The following is a 23690-nucleotide window of genomic DNA, read 5'->3' as shown; positions in this document are numbered from 1 at the left end:
ACCCCCGGCACCACAGGAAAGCCGAAGGGCGCGATGCTCAGCCACGCCAATTTCCTGTCGCTGGTTCGCGCCGGTCAGGACAACAAGCCCGAATGGAACCGATGGTCGCCCGACGACGTCTCGCTGGTGGCGATGCCGGTGTTTCACATCGGCGGTTCCGGCTGGGGCATGATGGGCGTCTATCACGGCGCCAAGGGCGTAATCGCGCGCGAGTTCGATCCGACCAAGGTGCTCGACTTCTTCGAACAGTCCGGCATCACCAAGCTGTTCATGGTGCCGGCCGCGATGCAGTTCGTGGTGCGGCAGCCGCGCACCCGCGAGGTCGATTTCTCGCGGCTGAAATACATGCTGTACGGCGCCTCGCCGATTCCGGCGGCACTGCTGAAGGAGTGCATCGAGGTCTTCAAATGCGGCTTCGTGCAAATGTACGGCATGACCGAGACCACCGGCACCATCGTGGCGCTGCCGCCGGAGGATCACGTCGAGGGTCTGGAGCGGATGCGCTCCGCCGGCAAGGCGCTGCCCGGCGTCGAGATCGCAATCCTCGATCCCGACGGCAAGCCGCTGCCGCCGCGCCAGGTCGGCGAGATCGCCACCCGCTCCGGCTCCAACATGGTCGGCTATTGGAATCTGCCCGACGCCACCAAGAAGACGATCGACGGCGACAACTGGCTGCGCACCGGTGACGCCGGCTACATGGACGAGGACGGCTACGTCTACATCCACGACCGCATCAAGGACATGATCATCTCCGGCGGCGAGAATATCTATCCGGCCGAGGTCGAGAGCGCGATCTGCGATCATCCGGACGTCGCCGAAGTCGCGGTGGTGGGCGTGCCGGACGATCAGTGGGGTGAAGCGGTCAAGGCCGTGGTGGTAATGAAGCCAGGCAAGGAAGCGACCGCGCAGGATATCATCGGCTTCACCCGCACCCGCATCGCCGGCTACAAGACCCCGAAGTCGATCGACTTCATCCCGGCCCTGCCCCGCAACGCCTCCGGCAAAATCCTGCGCCGCCAACTCCGCGATCCGTATTGGAGCGGCAAGGACCGGCAGGTGAACTGAGCGGCGGCGTTCAGCTACACACATCCACTGTCATCATCGCCCGGCTCGTCCGGGCGCCCCAGTATCGCAGAGCGCTCGTCGCTCTGCGGTGCCTGCACCGCGAACGCCTTTGCATACTGGATCCCCCGCATGCGCGGGGGATGACGTTTGTAAGCGGGGCAATGCCTACTCCACCTGACAAACGTCATGCGCGGGCTCGACCCGCGCATCCATCGCGAGCGTCAGCGAGCTAACCAAACTCGTCATTCCGGGGCTCGCGTAGCGCGAACCCAGAATCTCGAGGTGGCAAACACCCGGCGATCAACAGCTCGGGTTTCCGGGTTTACGCGCTTCGCGCGTGCCCCGGAATGACCGGCGAGAGGAAGCCGGCTGCACTCACCGCTTGTTCGCACCCATGTAGCCGAACAGGAAGCCCGCCACTTTCCGCATCTGGATTTCTTCGCTGCCTTCGGTGATGCGATAGCGGCGGTGGTGGCGGTAGATGTGCTCGAACGGCTTGTGGCGCGAATAGCCGATGCCGCCGTGGACCTGAATGGCACGATCGGCCGCCTGGCCGCACAGCCGGTTCGCCCAATAGTTACACATCGACACCTTGTCGGACAGCGTGTGCTCGACCTGGGCCTGGGTCATCTGATCCATCTCCCACGCGGTCTTGCGGATCAAGAGACGCAGCATCTCGGCCTGGGTGGCCAGTTCGACCAGCGGGAATTGGATCGCCTGGTTGCGCGCCAGCTCCTCGCCGAACGGCTTGCGCTCACGCGCGTATTTCACGCTCTCGTTGATGCAGTACACCGCGGCGCCGAGCGACGAGGCCGCCTGACGGATGCGGTTCTCGTGGACGAAGCACTGCGCCAGCGACAGGCCGCGGCCGACCTCGCCGAACAACGCGTCCTCGGTGACGAACACATCCTTGAACGACACCCGCGGATGATCGGTCGGCATGTTGAAGGTCCAGAGATATTCCTCGACCTTCACGCCCGGCGCATCGGCCGGCACCAGGAAGCAGGTGATGCCGCGCGCGTCGCCGTCGTTGCCCGAGGTGCGGGCGAACAGCGCGCAATGCGTGGCGACGTGCATGCCTGTCGTCCACATCTTCTCGCCGTTGATCACCCAGCCCTTCTTGCCGTCGCGAGTCGCTTCCTCCGCACGCGTCTCCATATGGGTCGCGTCGGAACCGTGGTCTGGCTCCGTCAAACCGAACGTGATGCGATACTTGCCCTTGATCGAGCCGTCGATCATCGCCTTCTGATCGTCGCGGCCGTACAGATCGAGCATCTTCACGACTGGAAAATTGCCGACGATCGAATGCTCGTTCTGCAGATCGTTGTGCAGGCCGAGGCCCTTGGCGGCGAAGTGCTCGCGGATCACAGCCATCCAGAGGTTGGTCCCGTCCTGGCCGCCATAGCGCTTCGGAATCGCGAAGCGGAGATGACCGGCGTCGTCAGCGAGATCCTTCGCCTTGCGCAGCAACTCTTCCCATTCGTGGCGCGGCAAGCCGCCGTTCTCGAAATCAGTTCGCGCCCATTCGCGGCGATGATCGAAGAAGCGGATGTTGTCATCGGCCTGTTCGAGCGGCTTGATCTTGGCGTCGATGAAACGATCGAGCTCGGCGAGATAGGCGACCAGATCGGGCGGCAGAGAGAAATCCAAGGCGTGCTCCCACAGTCTTCGTGTTGTTGTTGATCTTGTTAAGCGAGCGATTAACATGCGCCGCGCACGACAAGTCAAGCGCGCTTCAGCCGCACAATTCTGCTCAACGAAATAAGGAAACGCCGATGGCGCTGCAGTTCTCCACCGTCACCCGCAAGGGGCCGATCACCATCGTCACGCTGTCGCGGCCCGAAGTGTACAACGCGCTGCACACCGACGCGCATTTCGAACTCGAAGGCGTGTTCAACGATTTCGCCGCCGATCCCGAACAGTGGGTGGCGATCGTCACCGGCGCTGGCGACAAGGCGTTCTGCGCCGGCAATGATCTGAAATGGCAGGCGAGCGGCGGCAAGCGCGGCTGGGGCGAGAGCGGCTTCGGCGGGCTCACCTCGCGGTTCGATTGCGACAAGCCGATCATCGCCGCCGTCAACGGCGTCGCGATGGGCGGCGGCTTCGAGATCGCGCTCGCCTGCGACCTGATCATCGCGGCTGAGAACGCCGTGTTCGCGCTGCCGGAGCCGAAGGTCGGCCTCGCCGCGCTCGCCGGCGGCCTGCACCGCCTGCCCCGCCAGATCGGTCTGAAGCGCGCGATGGGCATGATCCTCACCGCCCGCCATGTTCCCGCCCGGGAGGGGCTGGAGCTCGGCTTCGTCAACGAAGTGGTGCCGCAAGGCGAAGCCCTCGCCGCCGCCGAACGCTGGGCCGAAACCATCTGCAAGAACTCGCCGATGTCGATCCGCGCTTCGAAGCAGACGCTGAGCCGCGGCCTCGAAGTCTCATTACCGCAAGCGATCGCCGAGCAGCGCGACTATCCGGCGGTAAAAGCGATGGTGGCGTCGCAGGACTATATCGAAGGCCCGAAAGCGTTCTCGGAAAAGCGCGCGCCGAACTGGCAGGGCAAGTAGTTCGCTCGCCGCGCAATCTCTGTCGTCATTGCGAGAAGCGCCGCGACGAAGCAATCCAGAAATTCAGTGCAAGACGACTGGATTGCTTCGCTCCGCTCGCAATGACGAAGGAACCCCACTCGTTCGTCATTCCGGGGCGCGAGCATGGCTCGCGCGCCCCGGAATGACGAACGATAGGTTGTTGCTCGCGGCGATGCCGTGGTTATCTTCGCTCAGCCGAGGCTTACTTCTGTTCCATCTCCCGCCGATAGCTCGCGTAGTTCGGCTGATCGACGGCGAGTTTGGCCAGGGTGGTGCGCCATAGATGATCTTTGACGCCGGGCGTCGACAGATCGACTGCGCCGGAGGCGATCCGTTCGGCGAGGTCGGAATTGAGATCAACCAGCGTACCGTCCTTGCCGAGCAGCGTTTTCAGGCTGGCGAGTTCTTCGGCGTCGCTGTCGGCCGACAGCGTCAATTGCCGCGTCACCAGATCGAGCGCATTGATACCGACCCGCAGCTTGAACGCGGCATGGCCGGAGATCTGCGGCGCAATCTGATCACGCAGAAAATCCGCCACCGCCTTGATCAGTTCGTCTGGTCTCGGTTCGTCCTGCATCGCTGCCTCGCTGATTGATTAGCTGCGCGGCGCCAGCAGGCGCAGCAGATCGATCTCGGTTTCCGACGAGCGGCGACCGATCATCGCGCGCTCCATCGAATGGTCGGGCCCCTGACGGAAGCGCTGCATCATGCCGCAGCACATGATGCCCCAGCGCAGCGTGCCCATCACTTCCCAGAACTTGACCCGGTCCGGATCGACGGTGCCGCCCGCCGCCTCGTAGCCGGCGAACATGTCTTCGCGCGAGCCGAGCCCGCCGACCGGCTTGTCGATCTCGCCGAACCGCCAGGAATTCACGCAGATCCAGCCAAGGTCTTCCATCGGGTCGCCGCGATGCGCCAATTCCCAATCCAGCACGGCGCGAACGCCGTCCGCGCCGATGATCAGATTGCCGTGGCGAAAGTCGCCGTGCACCAGCGTGACCGCCTTCGACACGCCCGGATCGTTCTGGCTGAGCCAGCGCAGCGCCAGCTCGAACACCGGGCGCGGCCAGCCCATGCTGCGATAATCGTCGCGTAGCAGACCGATCTCCTCGGTCGAACTGATCGTGCGCAACGGCGGCAGCGCGGCGCTGTCGATGCCGTGCAGGCCGGCGAGGATCGTGCCGATCTGTCGCGCCAGCTTCGGCCGCGCGTCGGCGAACTCGTCGTCGCGGAGAATCTTGCGCGGGATGGTTTCGCCATCGACGCGCCGCATCACGAATCCGGCGCCGAGCGCGTCGGCCTCGGTGAGAACGTGCAGCACCTGCGGCGACGGCACGCCGGCCTCGTAGGCGAGCCGCATCAGTTCGGCTTCGACATCGAGTCCCGCGGCGCGACCCGACACGCTGCCGTAGCCCGGCGGCGAGCGACGCAGGATCGCGGCGATGTCGCCGTCCGGCCGCTCGATTACGAACGACCATGTCTCCTGACTCGCGCCGCCCGAGAGCTGTGCGGCGGCGCGAATTCCCGTCGCACCCGCGCACCAGCGACGAACGCTGCGCGCGAGCGCGTCCACGAAAGCGGCTTGGGACATCCGCTGCTATTTGCCCTTGAACTGCGCGGGACGCTTTTCGAGGAACGCTCCGACGCCTTCCTTGAAGTCGTCGGTCGAGCCGGCGACGCGCTGGCATTCGAATTCGAGGTTGAGTTGCTCCTCGAACGAGTTCTCCGGCGAGTCCCAATACATCTTGCGGATCAGCGACAGCGCGATGGTCGGACCGTTGGCGAGGTCGTGGGCGAGCTTCATGGTCTCGGTCCACAGTTCTGCGTCCTCGTACACGCGGTTGACGAGACCCCACTCCAGCGCCTTGTCGGCCGGCAGCTTCTCACCGAGCAGCGACAGTTCGACCGAACGCGCCTTGCCGACCAAACGCGGCAGCAGCCAGGTCGAGCCGCAATCCGGCACCAGGCCGATGCGGCGGAACGCCTGCAGGAAGTACGAGGACTTGGCGCACAGGATCATGTCGCCCATCAGCGCGAAGCTCATGCCGGCACCCGCGGCCGGGCCGTTGACCGAGGTGACGATCGGGCAATGCAGCCGACGCAGCCGGCGCAGGAACGGATGGAACGCGGTCTCCAGCGCCGCGCCGGCCCCCTTGCCGCCGCCTTGGCTCATGTTGTTGCCGGAGTTGCGGCCCTGCAGATTGGCACCCGTGCAGAACGCGCGACCGGCGCCGGTGATCACCAGGCAGCGCACCTCGGCACGCTTCTCTTCGATCGCGTCGAGCGCTTCGCCGAGGCCGCCCAGCATGTCGATCGACACCGCGTTCATCACTTCCTGATGATCGAGCTTCAGGATCGCGACGGCGCCGTCGAAATCGAGCGTGACGTGTTTGAACTGCATAGTTTCCTCGCGCTATCGGTTCGCGGTTATTCCGCGCTGTGGAAGGGTTTCACGACGTGAAAGCATATTTGATTTTTGCGACGCGCTTGTCCATGGTCCTGCATCGATCACAGCGCGCGCACCAGCATGCAGGGTGTAGCGCGCGACAAACAAAAATGGAAACGCTGGATGAGCATTTTCGATCTGAGCGGCCGCGTCGCGGTCGTCACCGGGGGCAACGGTGGTATCGGCCTCGGCATGGCGCAGGCGCTGGCAACCGCCGGCTGCAACGTCTCGATCTGGGGCCGCAACGCGACCAAGAACCAGGCCGCTCTGGCCACCATGGCGAACATGCCCGGCAAGGTCGAAGCGCAGATCTGCGACGTCACCGATCCGGCGTCGGTCAAGGCCGCGATGGACGCGACGCTGAAAGCGTTCGGCCGCGTCGACGGCTGCTTCGCCAATGCGGGCATCGGCGGCGGCGGCCGGCAGGCCTTCATCGACCGCACCGAGGAACAGTGGCGCTCGATGTTCGCCACCAATCTCGATGGCGTGTTCCACGCGTTCCAGGCAGCGGCGCGGCACATGACCGAGCGCGCCGCCGGCGGCGATCCGTTCGGCCGCTTGGTCGCCACCTCGAGCCTCGCCTCGATCTTCGGCACCGCGCGCAACGAGCACTACGCAGCCACCAAGGCGGCGATCAATGCGCTGGTGCGCGCGCTTGCGGTCGAGCTCGCGCGCCACGGCGTCACTGCCAATGCGATCCTGCCGGGCTGGATCAAGAGCGACATGACCGCCGGCATCATGGGCAATGACAAGTTCGTCGCCAATGTGATGCCGCGGATTCCGGTGCGGCGGTTCGGCGAGCCGGAAGACTTCGGCGGCATCGCGGTGTATCTGATGAGCAAGGCGTCGTCGTATCACACCGCCGATACCTTCGTGATCGACGGCGGCTACACCGCGTTCTGACGACGCTTTCGCGCCAACCTTTCCAAGCAACAAGAAGCAACAAATGCCGACCACGCTCCCGCCCGAACGCATTCCTGTCATCGCCGGTATCGGCGAAATTGCCGATCACCCGAAGGACATCGCGCAAGGGCTGGAGCCGCTGGCGTTGCTTCAAGCCGCCGTGCAACGCGCCGGCGACGACAGCGCCGCGAGCCTGCTGCCGCAGATCGACTCGCTCGACGTCGTCAACTTTCTGAGCTGGCGGTATCACGCGCCCGCCGAGCAACTGGCGAGCCGGCTCGGCGTCGCGCCCCGGCACTGCTTCTATGGGCCGGTCGGCGGCGAGAGCCCGATCCGCTTCATCCACGAAGCCGCACTGCGGATCGCCCGAGGCGACGCGCAGGTCGCCGTGGTCTGCGGCGCCGAGGCGCAATCGACCGCCACCAAAGCGGCGCGCGCCAAGATCGAGCTGCCCTGGACGCCATTCGCTCACGACGCGCCCGAGCCCAAGCGCGGCGCGGCATTCCAGCAACCGATCGCCTCGACACTCGGGGTCGCGCGGCCGATCACGGTGTATCCGTTTTACGAAGCGGCGACCGCCGCGCATTGGGGCCAGACACCGCGGCAGGCGCTCGACGAATCCGGCGTGCTGTGGTCGCGTTACGCGGCGGCGGCTTCGCGCAATCCGAACGCCTGGATCAAGCGCGCCTACACACCGACCGAGATTACCACGCCTTCATCCGATAACCGGATGATCGCCTGGCCCTACACCAAGCTGATGGTCGCTAATCCGAGCGTCAATTTCGGCTCCGCGGTGCTGCTGACCTCGCTGGCGAAGGCGCGCGCAGCCGGAATTCCCGAGAGCAAGCTGATCTACATCCATGGCGGCGCCTCCGCCGAAGAGCCGCGCGATTACCTGGCGCGCGATCAGTTCGTGCAGAGCCACGCGCAGAACGCGGTGCTGGAGACCATCAAGGCAATGGTCGGCAGCGACGGCCGCAGCTTCGACGCGATCGAACTGTATTCCTGCTTCCCGGTGGTGCCGAAGATGGCGCGGCGGACACTGGGGTTCGGTGACGAAGTCGAGCCCACCGTCACCGGCGGCCTCACCTTCTTCGGCGCGCCGCTCAACACCTACATGACCCACGCCGCCTGCGCGATGGTCCGCCGCCTCCGCGAAGGAGCGAAGCTCGGCCTCCTCTACGGCCAGGGTGGCTTCGTCACCAAGCATCATGCCCTCGTCGTCTCGCGCACGCCGCCGCAAGGCCCGCTCGACGAGAACGTCAGTGTGCAGGCCAGAGCCGATGCCGCCTATGGCCAGGTGCCGCCATTCGTCGACAAGGCGTCGGGCGACGGGACGGTCGAGAGTTTCACCGTGATCTACGACGGCCGCGGCGAGGTGCAGCACGGCGTGGTGATGCTCCGCACATCGCAAGGCGCCCGCGCGCTGGCGCGCGTGCCGGCGCAGGATCAGGCGACGCTGGCGTTTTTGACCAACATGGATCGAAGCCCGGTCGGAACACGCGGACGTATCACCACGGCGGCGGATGGCGTGCTGGAGTGGCGCAACGCCGGTTAGTTCCGAATTCAGAGCGACCGAGCGACCACCTATCCACGTCATTGCGAGCGAAGCGAAGCAATCCAGGGGCGCCGTGCACCGCGCTGGATTGCTTCGTCGCTGCGCTCCTCGCAATAACGGGGAGAGGTCTTGGCCAATCTCAAAGGTAGGGGATCGAACGCAAGTGCCCTACCCCTTCACGTCCTGCTTCTCCGACGCGGTCGGCTTGCCGGCCTTGGCGGCGTCATCGGCGACCACACGCACCTTCTCCCCATTGGCGATGCCATCCGGCGGCGCGATGATGATGCGGTCCTCGGCGGTGAGACCGGCGGACAGCTCGATCTCGCGGCCGAGGTCGCGGGCGATGGTGACGGGCTTGAGCTGGACACGATCATCCGGGCCGACCGTCGCGACACGCAGCCCGCTGCGGTTGAAGATCAGCGCAGACGCCGGGATGTGCAGCGGCGCAGAATCGCGGACCAGCGCCAGCTTCACATTGGCGAAGCCGCCCGGCATCAATTCGCCCTTGGCATTGTCGAGCACGAGCTGAATCCGCATCGTCCCGGAGGCGACGTCCACAGCCTGCGACGAGGCTTCCACCGTCGCCGGGAACGAGCGCCCCGGATATTCCGGCAGCGCGATCACCGCCTTGCCGCCGATCCGCACCAGCGGCGCGTAGTTCTGCGGCACGTTGACGTAGACGCGCAGCTTGGCGATGTCAGACACCACGAACATCGCCGGGCCAGAGCTCGAGCCGGCGTTGATCAGCGCACCGACGTCGGTGTTGCGCTCGGTGACCACGCCGTCGAATGGCGCGGAGATCTTCTTGTAGCCGGCGAGCGCTTCGAGCCGTTCGACATTGGCCTGGCCGGAATTCACCGCGGCTTTCTTGGCAGCGAGGTCGGCGGTGCGCTCGTCGATTTCCTGCGCCGAGACGAAGTTCGACGCCACCAGCGTCTTGCGGCGGTTCAGCGTCGCCTCCGACAGCTTCGCGCTCGCCTGCTGGCTGGCAAGATCGGCGCGCGCCTGCAGCAATTGCTGATCGAGATCCGGCGCCTCGATCTCGGCAATCACTTCGCCGGCCTTCACCTTGGCACCGATGTCGGCGCTCCAGCTCTTCACATAGCCGGACACGCGGGCGTAGATCGGCGCCCGCGAATAAGCCTCCAGCCGGCCCGGCAGATCGAGCGTCGTGGTCGGCACCTTGCCGTCCGGCCGCGTCACCGCGACGCTGGAGATCGCCTGCTCGTCGGTCCAGGCCCGCAGCTCCGCGCTGCTCTTCTCGCGCGCGCTGATGCCGGTGACCACGATCGCGACCGCGCCGCAGGCAATCACCACGCCGGCGATGCCGAGACCGCGACGGGACCTGCGCGGCGATTGATCAGTGGGCATGCGACATCTCCGGAGCAGACGCGCCATCGGACGCCGGCTGTTTGTTGTGAACCATGCTGAACACCACCGGAACGAACATCAGCGTCGCGAAGGTCGCGAACAGCAGTCCGCCGATCACGGCGCGGCCAAGCGGCGCGTTCTGTTCGCCGCCCTCGCCGAGCCCCAGCGCCATCGGCGCCATGCCGATGATCATCGCCAGCGCGGTCATCAGCACCGGACGGAACCGGACGAAGCCGGACTCCAGCGCGGCCTGCACCGGATCGCCGAGCACCGCGTAGCGTTCGCGGGCAAACGAGATCACCAGCACACTGTTGGCGGTGGCAACGCCCATGCACATGATCGCGCCGGTCAGCGCCGGCACCGACAGCGTGGTGCCGGTCGCGAACAGCATCCAGACGATGCCGGCCAGCGCGGCCGGCAGCGCGGTGATGATCACGAACGGATCGGCCCAGGACTGGAAGTTGACGACGATCAGCAGATAGATCAGCACGATCGCGCCGAGCAGGCCGAACAGCAGGCCTGCGAACGCGCTGTTCATGGTCTCGACCTGGCCGAGCAAAACGACCGATGAGCCCTTCGGCACCTCGGCCTTGGTCTCGTCGATCACCTTGCGGATATCGGCCGACACCGCACCGAGATCGCGCCCCTGCGTGGTGGCGAAGATCTGCACGATCGGCTGAATGTCGTATTGCGACACCACTGCGTTGCCGGCGGAGCGCTTGATCTCGGCGAGACCACCGAGAATCGGCGCCCCTGCGGCAGCAGCACCCGAGGCCGAGATCGGAATAGTCTCGAGCTTGCTGAGCGAGTCGACGTGATATTGCGGCGTCTGCATCACGATCGAATACGACACACCGTTGTCCGGGTTGAGATAGTAGGTCGGGGCCACCTGCGACGAGCCGGCGAGATTGACGACGAGGCTGTTGGTGACGTCGCGCTCGGTCAGGCCGACATATTGGGCGCGGGTACGATCGACGTCGATGTTGAAGGTCGGGTTGTTGGGCGACTGCTGAATGCGGGCATCGGCGACGCCCGGGATGCGCTTGATCCTGGCCAGCAGCTTGCCGGCGTAGTCGAAATTCGCCGGCAGATTGGCGCCGCGGATCTGCAGGTCGATCGGCGCCGGCGCGCCGAAATTCAGGATCTGGCTGACGATGTCGGCGGGCAGGAATGCGAAGGTCATGCCCGGGAACTGCCGCGGCAGTTGCTCGCGCAGCAGCTTGACGTATTCCTCGGTCGGCCGGTGCTCACCCTTCAGCTTGATCTGGATATCGCCGTCCTGGGTGCCGATCACGCCGGTGTTGTTGTAAGTGAGATTGATGCCGGAGATCGGCATGCCGATGTTGTCGGTCAGGGTCTCGATCTGATCCGGCGGAATGATCTTGCGGATCGCCTTCTGTACCTCGGCGAGCTGATTGGCGGTCTCCTCGATCCGGGTGCCGACCTGGGTGCGGACATGCATCAGGATCTGTCCGGCATCGACCGAGGGAAAGAAGTTGCGGCCGAGATACGGCACCAGCGCGAACGACAACGCGACCACGCCCAGGAAGCCGGCGACGAACACCCGGCGATGCCCCATCGCCAGCGTCAGCAGATCGCCATAGCCATGGCGGAATCGGGCGAACACGCCTTCGAACCCCTGCTGAAAGCGCACCAGCGGATTGCGCGACGGTTTCCGCCCCGAGAGGCTGTCGTGATGGACGTGCGGCTTCAGGAGATATTTGGCCATCGTCGGCACCAGCGTGCGCGACAGCAGAAACGACCAGACCATCGCGAACATCACCGCTTCGGCCATCGGCACGAACAGATAGCGCGCGACGCCCTGCAGGAAGAACATCGGCACGAACACGATGCAGATGCACAGCAGCGACACGAAGGCCGGCGTCACGATCTGATTGGCGCCGTCGAGGATCGCCGGCTCAACCTCCTTGCCCTGCTCCAGATGCCAATTGATGTTCTCGATCGTCACCGTAGCATCGTCGACCAGGATGCCGACCGCGAGCGCGAGGCCGCCGAGCGTCATGATGTTCAACGTCTCGCCGATCGCCGACAGGCAGATGATGGCGCCGAGCACCGACAGCGGAATCGACACCGCGATAATGATGGTCGAGCGCCAGCTTCCCAGAAACAGCAGGATCATCACGCTGGTCAGCAGCGCCGCGATTATGCCTTCGACGGCAACGCCGGTGATGGCGCCGCGGACGAACACCGACTGGTCGCCGATCAGCGCGATCTTCAGCGACTCCGGCATGGCGTCTTTGACGTCGACGATCTTCTGCTTGATGCCGGCGATGATATCGAGCGTCGACACCGCGCCGGCCTTCAGCACCATCATCAGCACCGAGCGGTTGCCGTCGACGTGCACGATGTTGGTCTGCGGCGGATTGCCGTCGCGCACCGAGGCGACGTCGCGGATGTAGACCATCGCGCCGTTCACCGCCTTGATCGGCAGGTTCCCGAGGTCTTCGATCTTCAGCGGTGAGTTGTTGAGCTGGATGACGTATTCGAACTCGCCGATCTTCTGGGTGCCAACCGGCGTTATCAGGTTTTGCGCGGCGAGCGCATTGGCGACGTCCTGCCCGGACAGGCCGCGGGCCTGCAGCGCACTGGGATCGAGATCGATCTGGATCTGGCGCTGCTTGCCGCCGAACGGCCACGGGATCGCCGCGCCGGGCACGGTGACCAGCGGCGTGCGGAGCTGATTGATCGCAAGGTCGGCGAGGCTCTGTTCCGTCATCCCCTCGCCCGACAGCGCCAGTTGCAGGATCGGCACGGTGGAGGCTGAGTAGTTCAGGATCAGCGGCGGCGTGGCACCGGGCGGCATCTGCTTGAGCAGCGTCTGCGAGATCGCAGTGACCTGCGCATTCGCGGTGCGGATGTCGACATTGGGCTGGAAGAAGATCTTGACGATGCCGAACCCGCCGTAGGAGTTCGCCACGATGTGTTCGATATCGTTCACCGTGGTGGTGAGCGCGCGCTGGAACGGCGTCGTGATACGCCCGGCCATCTGGTCCGGCGGCAGGCCGGTGTACTGCCAGACGACGCCGATCACAGGGATACGGATTTCAGGGAAGATGTCGGTCGGGGTGCGCAGCGCCGCCAGCGGACCGACGATCAGCAGCAGCAGCGCCAGCACCACGAATGTGTACGGCCGGCTCAGTGCGATACGGACCAGCGCGATCATTCGTCGGGTCGTCCAGATCTTCTTGTTGCGGAGAGGCCGCCTTTCCGGACAGGCCCTTGTGTTGATTTACCGAAGGCCGTGCAATTAGCCAAGCGTCGCCGAGCCGGCGAAACCGCTGCAAACTGCAAGGTTCACGGTTGTTGGCCGCATTCCACGCAGCGCTCACGACAGATTGATTGCGGTGCAGCAAACGGCGTCGCTGCGGACGACCTCAGGTTCCGGCGCGGTAGGACGCAAACCAGCCGAGGCCATCCTCGGTCTTGCCGCGCGGCCGATATTCAGCGCCGACGAATCCGGCGTAGCCGAGCCGATCGAGCTCGGCAAACAGGAACGGATAGTTCAGCTCCTCGCCGTCCGGCTCCTGCCGCGACGGCACACTGGCGATCTGAATGTGGCCGACCACCGGCAGCATCTCGCGCAGCCGCGTGGTGACGTCGCCGTGCAGGATCTGACAGTGATAGACGTCGAACTGCAGCTTCAGATTGGGGATGCCCATTTCGCGGACGAGCGTGTGGGCATGGTCGACATCGTCGAGAAAATAGCCGGGCGCATCGCGGCCATTCAACGGCTCGATCATCACGTCGATGCCATGCGGCGCAAAGAAATGCGCGGCCACCGCCAACGACCGGCGAAACGCCAGCGCCGCCGCGCCGTCGCGGCTGTCGGCATTGCCCGCCAGCAGATGCAGCCGCTTCACGCCGGTCGCGAGCGCATAAGGCAACGCCGTGTGCAGGCTGCGCTGCAATTCGTCGAACTTGTCGGGCAGCGCCGCGAAGCCCTTTTCGCCTGCGGCCCAATCGCCCGGCGGCAGGTTGAACAGCGCCTGTGTCAGGTGATTGCGCTGCAGCCGCTCGGCGATGGCGTCCGGGTCGACCTCATAGGGAAACAGAAATTCGACCGCATCGAACCCTGCCGCCCGCGCTGCATCGAAGCGATCCAGAAAGGCATGCTCGGTGAACATCAGGCTGAGATTGGCGGCGAAGCGCGGCATCGGATGACATCCTCGGGAGACACCTGACTTTAGCGGACTCGAACTTGATGCAGCGCTGTCATCATCGGAGCATCGCATCATAGTCGGCGTGGCTGCCAATCCAGAACCACAACAGCCCCTCGTCCACCGGCACAGCAAGCGCCCGGTAACCAAGGCCAACCCTCACCGAATACAGATTGCCGACTTTCTTGAAATGCAGCGATGGATGACTGGCATCGGCCTTCAACAGCGCAAAGTTCTTGTCGGCGAGAGCGCGGATCGGCTGGGGCAACGCCCGATAAGCCGTCCAAAATCGGGAGCCGGCAAAATGCCTCACAGCTCTCGCGAGCCGCCGCCCCGATGTTCGGCAATGGCGTCTGCCGCCAAGTCGTCCAACCGTCCTCCAGCAGCGTCTCGCGCGATCCGCTCGTCGAAACGCGCAGCATCAAAAGCCGCGAACCAAGCGCGAAACCGCGCGAGTTGGTCGGCCGGAAGCTGCTCGACTGCCTTCTCGATGTCCTCGATGCTCATGGGAACAGTGTACCACGCCACACGAGCTGTGAGAACCAGCTTTCACAACCCCAGATACGCCTTCCTGACGTCCGGGTTGTCCATCAGCTCGGCGGCTCCGCCCTGCATCTGTACCCGGCCGGTCTGCAGGATGTAGGCGCGGTCGGCGATCTCGAGGCATTCGGCCATGCGCTGTTCCACGATCAGCACGGTCATGCCGGCGTCGCGGATCTTTTTCACCGACTGGAAGATCTCGCTGACGAGCTTAGGCATGATGCCCTGCGACGGCTCGTCCAGCATCAACAGCCGCGGCCTGGTCATCAGCGCCCGGCCGATCGCCAGCATCTGCTGCTCGCCGCCGGACAGCGTCTCGGCGCGCTGCTCCAGCCGCTCCTGCAGCCGCGGAAACAGGCTGAACACGAACTCCAGCGGCTGTTCGCGATCGGGCTTACGGCGATACAGATAGCTGCCGAGCCGCAGATTGTCGTGCACCGACAGGCGCGGAAACAGCCGGCGGTTCTCCGGCACGTAGGCGACGCCGCGCGCCGTGATCAGATGCTGCGCCACGCCGTCGAGCCGCTCGCCGTCGAACAACACCTGTCCGGAGCGGATCCGCTCGGCACCGGCGATCGATTTGAGCAGCGTCGACTTGCCTGCGCCGTTGGCGCCGGCAACGCAGACGATCTCGCCCTTCTCGACCTCGATCGAGACCTCTGAAATCGCGACCAGCCCCTTATAGGCGGTGGTGACCTCACGCACCGACAGCATGACGATCCCCAAGGTAAGCGGTAATGACTTTCGGGTCGCGCACCACGTCGGCCGGCTTGCCTTCGGTGAGCACCTTGCCGAGATCGAGCACGATGGCGCGGTCGACCAGCGGCATCACGATTTCCATGACGTGTTCGACCATCAGCACGGTGACACCGGCATCGCGGACCCGGCGCACCAGCTCGACGCCCTTCTCGGCCTCGGTCGGCGTCAGGCCGGTCAGCACCTCGTCGAGCAGCAGCAGCTTGGGCTCGGTGGCGAGCGCCCGCGCCACTTCGAGCCGGCGCTTTTCCGATGGAATGAGTTGGCTCGCCAACACATCGGTGCGGGCGTCGAGGCCGCAGAACGCCAGCACCTCGTGCGCCTTGCGCCGGGCCTCGCGCATCACCGTAGTGCGGATCAACGCGCCGACGATGACATTGTCGATCACGCTCATCGATTCGAAGCTCTTCACCACCTGGAAGGTGCGGCCGATACCGCGGGCACAGCGCGCGGTCGCCGGCAGCTTGGTGACGTCCTCGCCGTCGAAAATGATCGAGCCCTGGGTCGGCGGCAGCACACCGGCGATCAGGTTGAACAGCGTCGACTTGCCGGCGCCGTTCGGTCCGATCAGGCCGACGATCTCGCCGCGCTGCACCGAGATCGAGACATCGGAATTGGCGACCAGACCGCCGAAGCGTTGCCAGACGCCACGGGTCCCGAGCAGAGGCGTCGTCATTGCGGCGCTCCCTTCGAGGCAGGACGCCGCGAGAACAGCCCGAGCAGACCTTCCGGCCGCGCCAACGAGATCAGCACGATCACACTGCCATACAGGATCAGATCGACGCCGCGCCCCGAGCCGCCGACGAACGACCGCGTCAGCTCGGTGAGCGGGATCAGGATTGCGGCGCCGAGCACCGGCCCCCACAGCGTGCCGATGCCGCCGAGCACCGCAGGCAGCGCCATCAGCAGCGAGAACTGGAAGGTCATCACGCTTTCAGGATCGATGTAGGACACGAACATCGCGTAGAACGCGCCGCCGATCGCGGTCAGGAACGCCGACACTGCCGCGGCGCCCATCTTCGAATTGAACACCACCACGCCGAGACTTTCGGCCGCTTCGGGGTTGTCCTTGACGGCGCGCCACCAATATCCCCACTTCGAATCCTGCAGCCACCAGGTGATCAGCCAGGCCAGACAACAGAACACCAGCGCGAAATAGTAATAAGGCAGCTTGCTGCGGGCGAACTGGAACTTGGCCCAACTGTCGCCGCGCACCGGAATGTCGATGCCGAGCGCCGCCCCGGCCCAGTCCCAGTTGTGGAACAACAGGAAGCCGATCTCGGCGATGACGATGGTGGCGATCACGAAGTAATGCCCGCGCAGCCGGAACGTCGGATAGCCGAGCGCCAGCGCGATCGCTGCCGAGATGACCCCGCCGCCGATCATACCGAACCATGGCAGCACGCCGAGCTTGGTGAACAACAGAGCGGTGGTGTAGGCGCCGAGCCCGAAATACAGCGCGTGGCCGAGCGAGATCTGGCCGCAATAGCCGCCGAGGATGTTCCAGGCCTGCGACAACGCCGCGTACATCAGGGTAAGCACCATGATGTTCTGGACGTAGACGTCCTTGACGAACAGCGGCGCGCAGGCGGCGGCGACGGCGAGCAGTGCGGCGACGATCAGGTCGCGGCGACGGCGTTTGAGATGAGCCTCGTCCATCAGATCGATCCGAACAGGCCGCGCGGCCGAATGAACACAACCAGCAAATAGACGGCGTAGATGCCGATCGACTTCAGGGACGGCGGCAGGATCATCGCGGTGGTGGCCTCGACCAGACCGACGATGATGCCGCCGGCAAAGGCGCCGAACACGCTGCCGAAGCCACCGAGTGCCACGGTGACGTAGGCGATCAGAGCGAACGAGGCGCCGACGTCGGGATAGATGTAAAAGAAGATCGCCATCACGGCGCCGGCAAGACCAATCAGGGCCGACCCCAGCCCCCAGCCGAGTGCGAACACCTTGTTCTTGTCGATTCCGACCAGCGCCACAGCGCCGGCATCCTCGCGGGTCGCCTCCAGCGCGCGGCCGAAATCGGTCTTCTTCATGAAGAAGTACAATGCGCCGAATGCCGCGATCGACACCAACGCGCCGACCAGTTGCGGCACCGGCAGAAACACGCCGCCGATCTCCAGCGTTCTGCCGCCGAGCCAGGAGACGTTGATGCTGCGATAATCGGGGGTGAAGAAGTACTGCGCGAGGCCGCGCATCAGGATGGCGAGGCCGAAAGTCGTGAAGATCTGCACCATGCCGATATTGGCCTTGGCCCGCATCGCAAATCTGACGACCAAGAGGTAGATCGCGGCGCCGAATATGAACATCGCCGCTCCGACGAGCGGAGCGGCGAGGATCGGATCGATCGCGAAGAACGCGAACAGAAAGAAGGTGATGTACATCGCCAACATCAGAAACTCGCCGTGGGCGAAGTTGGTGACGTCCATCAGGCCGAAGATCAGAGCCAGGCCGACCGCGACCAAGCCGTACAGAAGTCCCATCAGCAGACCGCTGGCGAGGGACTGAATGATGGTGGCTGTGGTCAAATCAGCGTCTCCGCAGACAGGTTATGAGAGCTCGATGAACGGAGCGGCTTCGCCCCACCCACCGCGTCATGCCCGGGCTTGACCCGGGCATCCACGTCTTCGAAGCGAGCGCATCGCTCTGGTCCGTGGATGGCCGGGTCAAGCCCGGCCATGACGAATGGAGAGGTTACTTACGGCATCGGCCAGATCGCGTCGGCGACCGCCGCCTGCTCGGGGAAGATGGTGACGAACTTGCCGTCGACGTATTGCAGCAGAACCGGATCGGCGTCCTGGTTCTGGCCGTTCTCGTCGAACTTGACGCGCTTCCACGGCATGATGGTCTGATCGCCCGGCATGTCGGTGGCGACCAGCGCTTCGCGGATCTTCTCGCCATCGGTCGACTTGGCGCGATTGATCGCATCGGCCATCACGATCAGGCCCATGAACTGCCGCGACGAGTAGTCGTTGAAGTCCTTACCGGACTTCTCCTTGTACATGTCGTTGATCTTGCCGACCATCGGCCGCTTCTTGGCGAGGTCGAGCGAGAACGATCCGCGCGAGATCACGCCCGGAATCTTGTCGCCGACCGCGTCATACAGTGCCTTCTCGGAGAAGCCGGCGTCCTGGGCGACGATGTTCTTGGCCTTGTAGCCGAGTTCGCCCATGGTCCGGATCAGCAGGATGCCGTCGGTGGTGTAGCTCGACGGCATCAGCACGTCGGCGTCGGCGGCCTTGAGCTGCTGCACTTCGGCGGTGAGCGAAGGCGAGTTGGCGCGGTACTTGATGTCGGCGACCACCTTGTAGCCGCGCTCCTTGGCGAGGGCGAGCTGGGCGTTGGAGGAGTCGGTGCCGAAGATGGTGTCCTCGTGGAACAGCGCCAGCGTCTCGATCTTCTTGCCCTTCTTCTTTTCGGCGTCGAAGAAGTCGAACATCGCCTTGGAAAACATCTCGTCGTGCGGCGCGGCGCGGAAATAGAATTTGAGGCCGCGGCGATGCAGGCTCGGCGACGAGTTGTCGGCCGACAGGAACGGGATCTGGTAGCGCTCGCAGACCTGGCTGACCGTCACCGCCACCGAGCTCTGATAAGTGCCGACGATGGCGCAGACCTTCTCCTGGGTGATCAGACGCTCGGCCTCGGCCCGGCCCTTCTGGGGGTCGGCCTGATGGTCGGCGAACACCAGTCGCACCTTGGCGCCGCCGAGGCCCGGCAGCCCCTCGCTCCGTGCCAGCGGCAGGTCGAAATCGTACTTGTTGTTGATGATGTCGGCCGCGGTCTGGAATGCCTTCTGAGCGTCCACGCCGATCTGGGCACTCGATCCGGACAACGGATAGATCACACCGATGACGACTTCCTTGGTCTCGGCCCGCGCCGTGGCGAACGGCAGAAGCGCGGCGCTGGCCGCACTGCCGAGAACGAGGTTACGGCGATTGATCTTCATGACGTCTTCCTTTGCTACCAGCGTTGGGAGTGAAGCGGTCAGAGGTTCGGTTCGGCGTTACAGCACGGCAAGGTGCTTGTTCTTCAGGTCGGTGACAAGCATCAATCCGGGCGCATGAGTGATAGCGAACGGGACTTTGGCGGCGGCGATCACCGCCTGGGGAGTGACACCGCAGGCCCAGAACACCGGTAATTCGTCGGGTTCGATCCGTACCGGGTCGCCATAGTCCGGCTTATCGATATCGGCGATGCCGATTGATTGCGGCAGGCCGATATGTACCGGCGCGCCGTGAACCGAAGGAAAGCGCGAGGTAATCTGGATCGCGCGGATCGCATCCTTCGGCTTCATCGGCCGCATCGACACCACCATCGGCCCGGCGAACGGCCCGGCCGGCGCGCAAGGGATGTTGGTACGATACATCGGCACACGCACCTTCTGGTCGATGTGGCGGATCGGAATGTCGTCGGCGAGCAGCGCCTCCTCGAACGAGAACGAGCAGCCGAGCACGAAGGCCACCAGATCGTCGCGCCAGTGCGCGACGACATCCGTCGGCTCCTCGACCGCCTCGCCGTCGCGCCAGACCACGTAGCGCGGCACGTCGGTGCGAATATCCAGATCCAGGCCGAGCGCCGGGATCATCGGATTGCCGGCGTCGGACATGCCGATAATCGGACACGGCTTGGGATTGAGCTGACAGAACCGGTGGAACGCCGCGGCGTCCCTTTCCGGAAGGATCACCAAATTGCCTTGGACGCAGCCCGGTGCAATTCCGGCGGTGGATTGGGCGAGTCCAGCGCGATACGCCAGCCGCGCCTGGTGGGAAGGAACCGACGCCTCAGCGTCGTGGAACTGCTGCTCTGCCGCAAAAACAGTCATTCACTCGCCCTGCCTAGTCTCTCGACAGGAGTGGAGCCGAAGCCTAAGATAATGTCTAATCTTTGTTTCTGATCGGAAACAATAAGATCGACTTATCGACCGAAGGGAGTCGACCGATGGTGGACTTCAAAGCGCTCGAGACATTTATCTGGGTCGTGACGCTGGGCAGCTTCCGCGGCGCCGCGCACAAGCTCAACACCACGCAGCCGGCGATCTCGCAGCGGATCGCACAGCTCGAACGCGAGCTCGGAGTAAGACTTCTGCAGCGCGACCACCGCGTCGCCTCGCCGACTCCGAGCGGCCGGCAATTGATGCTTTATGCCGAGAAGCTGGTCCGGCTGCGCACCGAGATGATGGCCGCGGTCAGCGATCAGTCGAGCATGCGGGGCGTGCTGCGGCTCGGCGTCGCCGAAACCATCGTGCACACTTGGCTGCCGCGCCTGATCGAACAGGTGAACCGCGCCTATCCCAATCTGTCGCTGGAGATCGAGGTCGACATCACGCCGAACCTGCGCGCGCGGTTGCTGGCGCAGGAGATCGAGCTGGCGTTCCTGCTCGGGCCGATGACGGCGTCGACGGTGCGCAGCCGCGTTCTGTGCGAGTATCCGATCGGCTTCCTCGCCAGCCCCACGCTCGGACTCGGCCACGATCCGCTGACCGTCGACGATCTGGCAAAATTCCCAATCATCACCTTCCCACGCAAGACGCAGCCTTACGAGATCGTGCGCTCGCTGTTCAACAAGCCGGAGCTGCCGCCAATCCGCCTGCACGCTTCGGCCTCGCTCGGCACGGTGATCCACATGGCGATCGAGGGGCTCGGCATCGCGGTGATCCCGACCGCGATCGTCGAGAACGAACTCGCCGAAGGGCGGCTGCACCTGCTGCAGACTAATCTGAAGATCTCACCGCTGCGGTTCTCCGCCAGCTGGCTCGCCTCCCCCGACACAGTAGCGATCGAGCGCGTCGCCGAACTCGCAGCCGAAATCGCGCATACCGGTGGCTTCATGCCCGATCCTGCAATGCAGCTCCGCGATATTGCTCACGTCGTTGAACCGGCGATTGGTTGACGCCTGCCCGGCCAAGTTGACACACTTTCGTCCTGCCTCGCGCGTCCGCGCTGACTTCCCGGAGTGACTATGACCAAGACTGCCTCGAACCTGCAGATCGATTCCTCGCGGCTGTGGGACACCATCCACACCACCGCGCAGTTCGGCGGCACGCCGAAGGGCGGCGTCAGGCGGCTGACGCTCTCGGCCGAGGACAAGCAGGTTCGCGACTGGTTTCGGGCATCGTGCGAGAAGGCCGGCCTCGACGTCAGCGTCGATACGCTCGGCAACATGTTCGCGCTTCGCAAGGGTCGCGACATGACCAAGCCGCCGATCGGCCTCGGTTCGCACCTCGACACCCAGCCGACCGGCGGCAAGTTCGACGGCATTCTCGGCACCCTGGCCGCGCTGGAAGTGATCCGCACCCTGAACGACGCCGGCATCGAGACTGAGCTGCCGCTGTGCATCACCAACTGGACCAATGAAGAAGGCTCGCGCTTCGCCCCGGCGATGATGGGCTCGGCGGCGTTTGTCGGTGACTTCACGGTCGACGACGTGCTGTCGCGCAAGGACGCTGCCGGCGTCAGCGTCGCCGAAGCGCTCGACGGCATCGGCTATCGCGGCGACAAGGCGGTCGGCGCTCAGCCGTTCAGCGGCTTCATCGAATTGCACATCGAACAGGGCCCGATCCTGGAAGCAGAAGGCAAGACCATCGGCGTGGTCGATCACGGTCAGGGCGTGCTGTGGTACGATGGCAAGATCACCGGCTTCGAAAGCCACGCCGGATCGACCCCGATGCATCTGCGCCGCGATGCGCTGGCGACGCTGTCGGAAATCGTGCTGGCGGTCGAGAAGATCGCCACCGAACTCGGCCCCAACGCGGTCGGCACTGTCGGCGAAGCGGTGATCGCCTCGCCGTCTCGCAACGTCATTCCCGGCGAGATCGCCTTCACCATCGATATGCGCAGCGCCGACGCGTCGATCATGGATCAGCTCGATCAGAAGCTACGCGCCGCGATCGCCGAGATCGCACCGCGCCGCAAGGTCGAGGTTACGCTCGATCTGGTCTGGCGCAAGAAGCCGACGCATTTCGATCAGAAGCTGGTCGGAGCGGTCGAGGCCGCAGCCAACGCACTCGGCTATGCCAACCGCCACATCACCTCCGGCGCCGGTCACGACGCCTGCAATCTGAACACCAAGATTCCGACTGCGATGATCTTCGTGCCGTGCAAAGACGGTATCAGCCACAACGAGCTGGAGGACGCGACCCAGCCCGACTGCGCTGCCGGCGCCAACGTGCTGCTGCACACCGTGCTGTCGCTGGCGGGCGTCGCCAAGTAATCGCTGACGACCGGCGCCAATTTCTGGAGAGATTACGATGCATGCGGTGTTCGTCGACGCCAGCGATACGCTCGCCGAGCTGATGGAGAGGCTTGCGGCGCCAGGCGACCCGCCCGTGCGGATCCACCGCGATCCCGACGTGACGCCCGAACAACTCCCCGACGTGCTGGCCGACGCCGCGATTGCGCTGATCGACCACACCTATCTGCCGACCAGCATCGCGCGGCAGTGCGCCGGACTGAGGCACGTCGTGTTTCTCGGCACCGGCGCCCGCAGCTACATGAATATCGAGGAACTGGCCGAACTCGGCATCGAGGTGCACCTGATCCGGGGCTATGGTGACACCGCGGTGGCGGAAGCGACCATCGCGCTGATGTGGGCGGCGGCGCGTAATCTCGCAGTGATGGACCGCGAGATGCGGCACGGCCATTGGCTGCGAGAAGATGGGATGCAGCTCACCGGCAAGACGCTCGGCCTGATCGGCTTCGGCGGCATCGGCGCCGAAGTCGCTCGAATCGCGCACGGCTCGGGAATGAACGTGATCTCTTGGAACCGCTCGGCCAAGCAGGTGGACGGCGTGCGGTTCGTCGATCTCGACACGCTGCTGCGCGACAGCCACGTCGTCTCGATGCATCTGTTGCTCAACGACGAAACTCGCGGCTTCCTGTCGCGGCAGCGGATCGCGGCGATGCGGCCGGGAGCGATCCTGGTCAACACCGCGCGCGGTGCCCTCGTCGATGAGGCCGCGATGATCGACGCGCTGCGCTCCGGCCATCTGCGCCATGCGGCCCTCGACGTGTTCGACATCGAGCCGCTTCCCTGTGACCATCCGTTGATTTCCCTGCCCAACGTGACGCTGTCGGCGCATTCGGCGTTCCGTACCCCCGAAGCGAGCGACAACCTGATTGCCGCTGCCCGTGCCCATTGCCGGCGGATTGCGACCGCCGGCTGATCGACCATCCGTCGAAATCGGCAATCAGCTACCGCAACCACTGAACATCGACGGCCATCATCGTTCGGCCGTCGACGCGGCGTGATCCGCATCAACAACGATCGAACTGCGCCCGTGCGATAGTTTG

The 23690-nt window shown here is 64.7% G+C and carries 22 protein-coding genes; 7 read left to right on the top strand and 15 right to left on the bottom strand.

Annotated elements, in window-relative coordinates; all coding sequences use genetic code 11:
* The coding region (locus tag DY468_RS17590) for a long-chain-fatty-acid--CoA ligase (protein WP_164606087.1) at nucleotides 1-1065 on the top strand (1065 nt) is incomplete at its 5' end.
* Nucleotides 1066-1440: 375 nt separating this feature from the next.
* Here DY468_RS17590 and DY468_RS17585 read toward each other — a convergent pair.
* The gene (locus tag DY468_RS17585) at nucleotides 1441-2715 is read right to left on the bottom strand and encodes an acyl-CoA dehydrogenase family protein (protein WP_164606086.1); all 1275 of its coding nucleotides are present in this window, start codon (nucleotides 2713-2715) and stop codon (nucleotides 1441-1443) included.
* 125 nt (nucleotides 2716-2840) lie between these two features.
* On the opposite strand from DY468_RS17585, the gene DY468_RS17580 reads away from it, so the two are divergent.
* Nucleotides 2841-3620, top strand: coding sequence for an enoyl-CoA hydratase-related protein (locus DY468_RS17580; protein WP_164606085.1), 780 nt, complete (start codon nucleotides 2841-2843; stop codon nucleotides 3618-3620).
* Between the two features lie 223 nt (nucleotides 3621-3843).
* Here DY468_RS17580 and DY468_RS17575 read toward each other — a convergent pair whose 3' ends face one another.
* Genes DY468_RS17575 through DY468_RS17565 form a run of 3 tightly spaced genes read right to left on the bottom strand, consistent with a single transcriptional unit; the run spans nucleotide 3844 to nucleotide 6042 of the window.
* Nucleotides 3844-4218 (bottom strand): DUF6285 domain-containing protein, encoded by a 375-nt coding sequence (locus DY468_RS17575; RefSeq protein ID WP_164606084.1) that lies wholly within the window; start codon nucleotides 4216-4218, stop codon nucleotides 3844-3846.
* An 18-nt stretch (nucleotides 4219-4236) separates the two neighbouring features.
* Nucleotides 4237-5232: a phosphotransferase family protein gene (locus DY468_RS17570; RefSeq protein ID WP_164606083.1), complete on the bottom strand. Its 996-nt coding sequence runs from the start codon at nucleotides 5230-5232 to the stop codon at nucleotides 4237-4239.
* 6 nt (nucleotides 5233-5238) lie between these two features.
* Entirely contained in the window at nucleotides 5239-6042 is an 804-nt protein-coding gene (locus DY468_RS17565) for an enoyl-CoA hydratase/isomerase (RefSeq protein ID WP_164606082.1), read from the bottom strand.
* A 168-nt stretch (nucleotides 6043-6210) separates the two neighbouring features.
* Between DY468_RS17565 and DY468_RS17560 the strand changes: the two genes are divergently transcribed.
* Together DY468_RS17560 and DY468_RS17555 are read left to right on the top strand one after the other, a co-directional pair.
* A complete protein-coding gene (locus tag DY468_RS17560; protein ID WP_164606081.1) occupies nucleotides 6211-6990 on the top strand; it encodes an SDR family NAD(P)-dependent oxidoreductase in 780 nt (259 codons plus the stop codon).
* A gap of 43 nt (nucleotides 6991-7033) precedes the next feature.
* A complete protein-coding gene (locus tag DY468_RS17555; RefSeq protein ID WP_164606080.1) occupies nucleotides 7034-8548 on the top strand; it encodes an acetyl-CoA acetyltransferase in 1515 nt (504 codons plus the stop codon).
* Between the two features lie 168 nt (nucleotides 8549-8716).
* Here DY468_RS17555 and DY468_RS17550 read toward each other — a convergent pair whose 3' ends face one another.
* The 11 genes from DY468_RS17550 to DY468_RS17500 form a co-directional block, all read right to left on the bottom strand.
* A complete protein-coding gene (locus DY468_RS17550) occupies nucleotides 8717-9919 on the bottom strand; it encodes an efflux RND transporter periplasmic adaptor subunit (RefSeq protein WP_164606079.1) in 1203 nt (400 codons plus the stop codon).
* Complete coding sequence (locus DY468_RS17545) at nucleotides 9909-13103, bottom strand: efflux RND transporter permease subunit (RefSeq protein ID WP_164606078.1); 3195 nt, start codon at nucleotides 13101-13103, stop codon at nucleotides 9909-9911. Before DY468_RS17545 ends, DY468_RS17550 begins: the two co-directional genes overlap by 11 nt.
* Nucleotides 13104-13314: 211 nt before the next feature.
* Nucleotides 13315-14094, bottom strand: a complete 780-nt coding sequence (gene otnI / locus DY468_RS17540; protein ID WP_164606077.1) for a 2-oxo-tetronate isomerase — start codon at nucleotides 14092-14094, stop codon at nucleotides 13315-13317.
* A 61-nt stretch (nucleotides 14095-14155) separates the two neighbouring features.
* On the bottom strand, nucleotides 14156-14410 hold the full coding sequence (locus tag DY468_RS17535; protein ID WP_164606076.1) for a ParE family toxin-like protein: 255 nt from the start codon (nucleotides 14408-14410) through the stop codon (nucleotides 14156-14158).
* Nucleotides 14407-14604, bottom strand: a complete 198-nt coding sequence (locus DY468_RS17530) for a hypothetical protein (RefSeq protein WP_164606075.1) — start codon at nucleotides 14602-14604, stop codon at nucleotides 14407-14409. The genes DY468_RS17535 and DY468_RS17530 overlap by 4 nt, the downstream gene beginning before the upstream one ends.
* A 42-nt stretch (nucleotides 14605-14646) precedes the next feature.
* Nucleotides 14647-15351, bottom strand: a complete 705-nt coding sequence (locus tag DY468_RS17525; protein WP_164606074.1) for an ABC transporter ATP-binding protein — start codon at nucleotides 15349-15351, stop codon at nucleotides 14647-14649.
* Nucleotides 15335-16069, bottom strand: coding sequence for an ABC transporter ATP-binding protein (locus DY468_RS17520; RefSeq protein WP_164606073.1), 735 nt, complete (start codon nucleotides 16067-16069; stop codon nucleotides 15335-15337). The genes DY468_RS17525 and DY468_RS17520 overlap by 17 nt, the downstream gene beginning before the upstream one ends.
* A complete protein-coding gene (locus DY468_RS17515; RefSeq protein ID WP_164606072.1) occupies nucleotides 16066-17052 on the bottom strand; it encodes a branched-chain amino acid ABC transporter permease in 987 nt (328 codons plus the stop codon). The genes DY468_RS17520 and DY468_RS17515 overlap by 4 nt, the downstream gene beginning before the upstream one ends.
* On the bottom strand, nucleotides 17052-17930 hold the full coding sequence (locus DY468_RS17510; protein ID WP_164606071.1) for a branched-chain amino acid ABC transporter permease: 879 nt from the start codon (nucleotides 17928-17930) through the stop codon (nucleotides 17052-17054). Before DY468_RS17510 ends, DY468_RS17515 begins: the two co-directional genes overlap by 1 nt.
* A 170-nt stretch (nucleotides 17931-18100) precedes the next feature.
* Complete coding sequence (locus DY468_RS17505; RefSeq protein WP_164606070.1) at nucleotides 18101-19348, bottom strand: ABC transporter substrate-binding protein; 1248 nt, start codon at nucleotides 19346-19348, stop codon at nucleotides 18101-18103.
* Nucleotides 19349-19405: 57 nt separating this feature from the next.
* Complete coding sequence (locus DY468_RS17500; protein WP_164606069.1) at nucleotides 19406-20224, bottom strand: putative hydro-lyase; 819 nt, start codon at nucleotides 20222-20224, stop codon at nucleotides 19406-19408.
* Nucleotides 20225-20340: 116 nt separating this feature from the next.
* Here DY468_RS17500 and DY468_RS17495 point away from each other — a divergent pair, with 116 nt between their 5' ends.
* The 3 genes from DY468_RS17495 to DY468_RS17485 all read left to right on the top strand — a co-directional run bounded on the left by DY468_RS17495 (nucleotide 20341) and on the right by DY468_RS17485 (nucleotide 23563).
* On the top strand, nucleotides 20341-21291 hold the full coding sequence (locus tag DY468_RS17495) for a LysR family transcriptional regulator (protein ID WP_164606068.1): 951 nt from the start codon (nucleotides 20341-20343) through the stop codon (nucleotides 21289-21291).
* Nucleotides 21292-21360: 69 nt separating this feature from the next.
* Entirely contained in the window at nucleotides 21361-22611 is a 1251-nt protein-coding gene (locus tag DY468_RS17490; protein WP_164606067.1) for a Zn-dependent hydrolase, read from the top strand.
* Between the two features lie 37 nt (nucleotides 22612-22648).
* Nucleotides 22649-23563, top strand: coding sequence for an NAD(P)-dependent oxidoreductase (locus tag DY468_RS17485; protein WP_164606066.1), 915 nt, complete (start codon nucleotides 22649-22651; stop codon nucleotides 23561-23563).
* The last annotated feature ends 127 nt before the right edge of the window (nucleotides 23564-23690 follow it).

Source organism: Rhodopseudomonas sp. BR0M22 (assembly GCF_010907035.1).
Classification (GTDB): domain Bacteria; phylum Pseudomonadota; class Alphaproteobacteria; order Rhizobiales; family Xanthobacteraceae; genus Rhodopseudomonas.
Note: the sequence above shows the minus strand (reverse complement) of the source record. Positions and strands in the feature narration are given on the sequence as shown.

Bases quoted from the DNA above. Each gene is read 5' to 3' on its own strand.
- DY468_RS17580 (WP_164606085.1), top strand. From the start codon at position 2,841: ATGGCGCTGCAGTTCTCCACCGTCACCCGCAAGGGGCCGATCACCATC.
- DY468_RS17575 (WP_164606084.1), bottom strand. From the start codon at position 4,218: ATGCAGGACGAACCGAGACCAGACGAACTGATCAAGGCGGTGGCGGAT.
- DY468_RS17570 (WP_164606083.1), bottom strand. From the start codon at position 5,232: ATGTCCCAAGCCGCTTTCGTGGACGCGCTCGCGCGCAGCGTTCGTCGC.
- DY468_RS17565 (WP_164606082.1), bottom strand. From the start codon at position 6,042: ATGCAGTTCAAACACGTCACGCTCGATTTCGACGGCGCCGTCGCGATC.
- DY468_RS17560 (WP_164606081.1), top strand. From the start codon at position 6,211: ATGAGCATTTTCGATCTGAGCGGCCGCGTCGCGGTCGTCACCGGGGGC.
- DY468_RS17555 (WP_164606080.1), top strand. From the start codon at position 7,034: ATGCCGACCACGCTCCCGCCCGAACGCATTCCTGTCATCGCCGGTATC.
- DY468_RS17550 (WP_164606079.1), bottom strand. From the start codon at position 9,919: ATGCCCACTGATCAATCGCCGCGCAGGTCCCGTCGCGGTCTCGGCATC.
- DY468_RS17545 (WP_164606078.1), bottom strand. From the start codon at position 13,103: ATGATCGCGCTGGTCCGTATCGCACTGAGCCGGCCGTACACATTCGTG.
- otnI (WP_164606077.1), bottom strand. From the start codon at position 14,094: ATGCCGCGCTTCGCCGCCAATCTCAGCCTGATGTTCACCGAGCATGCC.
- DY468_RS17530 (WP_164606075.1), bottom strand. From the start codon at position 14,604: ATGAGCATCGAGGACATCGAGAAGGCAGTCGAGCAGCTTCCGGCCGAC.
- DY468_RS17525 (WP_164606074.1), bottom strand. From the start codon at position 15,351: ATGCTGTCGGTGCGTGAGGTCACCACCGCCTATAAGGGGCTGGTCGCG.
- DY468_RS17520 (WP_164606073.1), bottom strand. From the start codon at position 16,069: ATGACGACGCCTCTGCTCGGGACCCGTGGCGTCTGGCAACGCTTCGGC.
- DY468_RS17515 (WP_164606072.1), bottom strand. From the start codon at position 17,052: ATGGACGAGGCTCATCTCAAACGCCGTCGCCGCGACCTGATCGTCGCC.
- DY468_RS17505 (WP_164606070.1), bottom strand. From the start codon at position 19,348: ATGAAGATCAATCGCCGTAACCTCGTTCTCGGCAGTGCGGCCAGCGCC.
- DY468_RS17500 (WP_164606069.1), bottom strand. From the start codon at position 20,224: ATGACTGTTTTTGCGGCAGAGCAGCAGTTCCACGACGCTGAGGCGTCG.
- DY468_RS17495 (WP_164606068.1), top strand. From the start codon at position 20,341: ATGGTGGACTTCAAAGCGCTCGAGACATTTATCTGGGTCGTGACGCTG.
- DY468_RS17490 (WP_164606067.1), top strand. From the start codon at position 21,361: ATGACCAAGACTGCCTCGAACCTGCAGATCGATTCCTCGCGGCTGTGG.
- DY468_RS17485 (WP_164606066.1), top strand. From the start codon at position 22,649: ATGCATGCGGTGTTCGTCGACGCCAGCGATACGCTCGCCGAGCTGATG.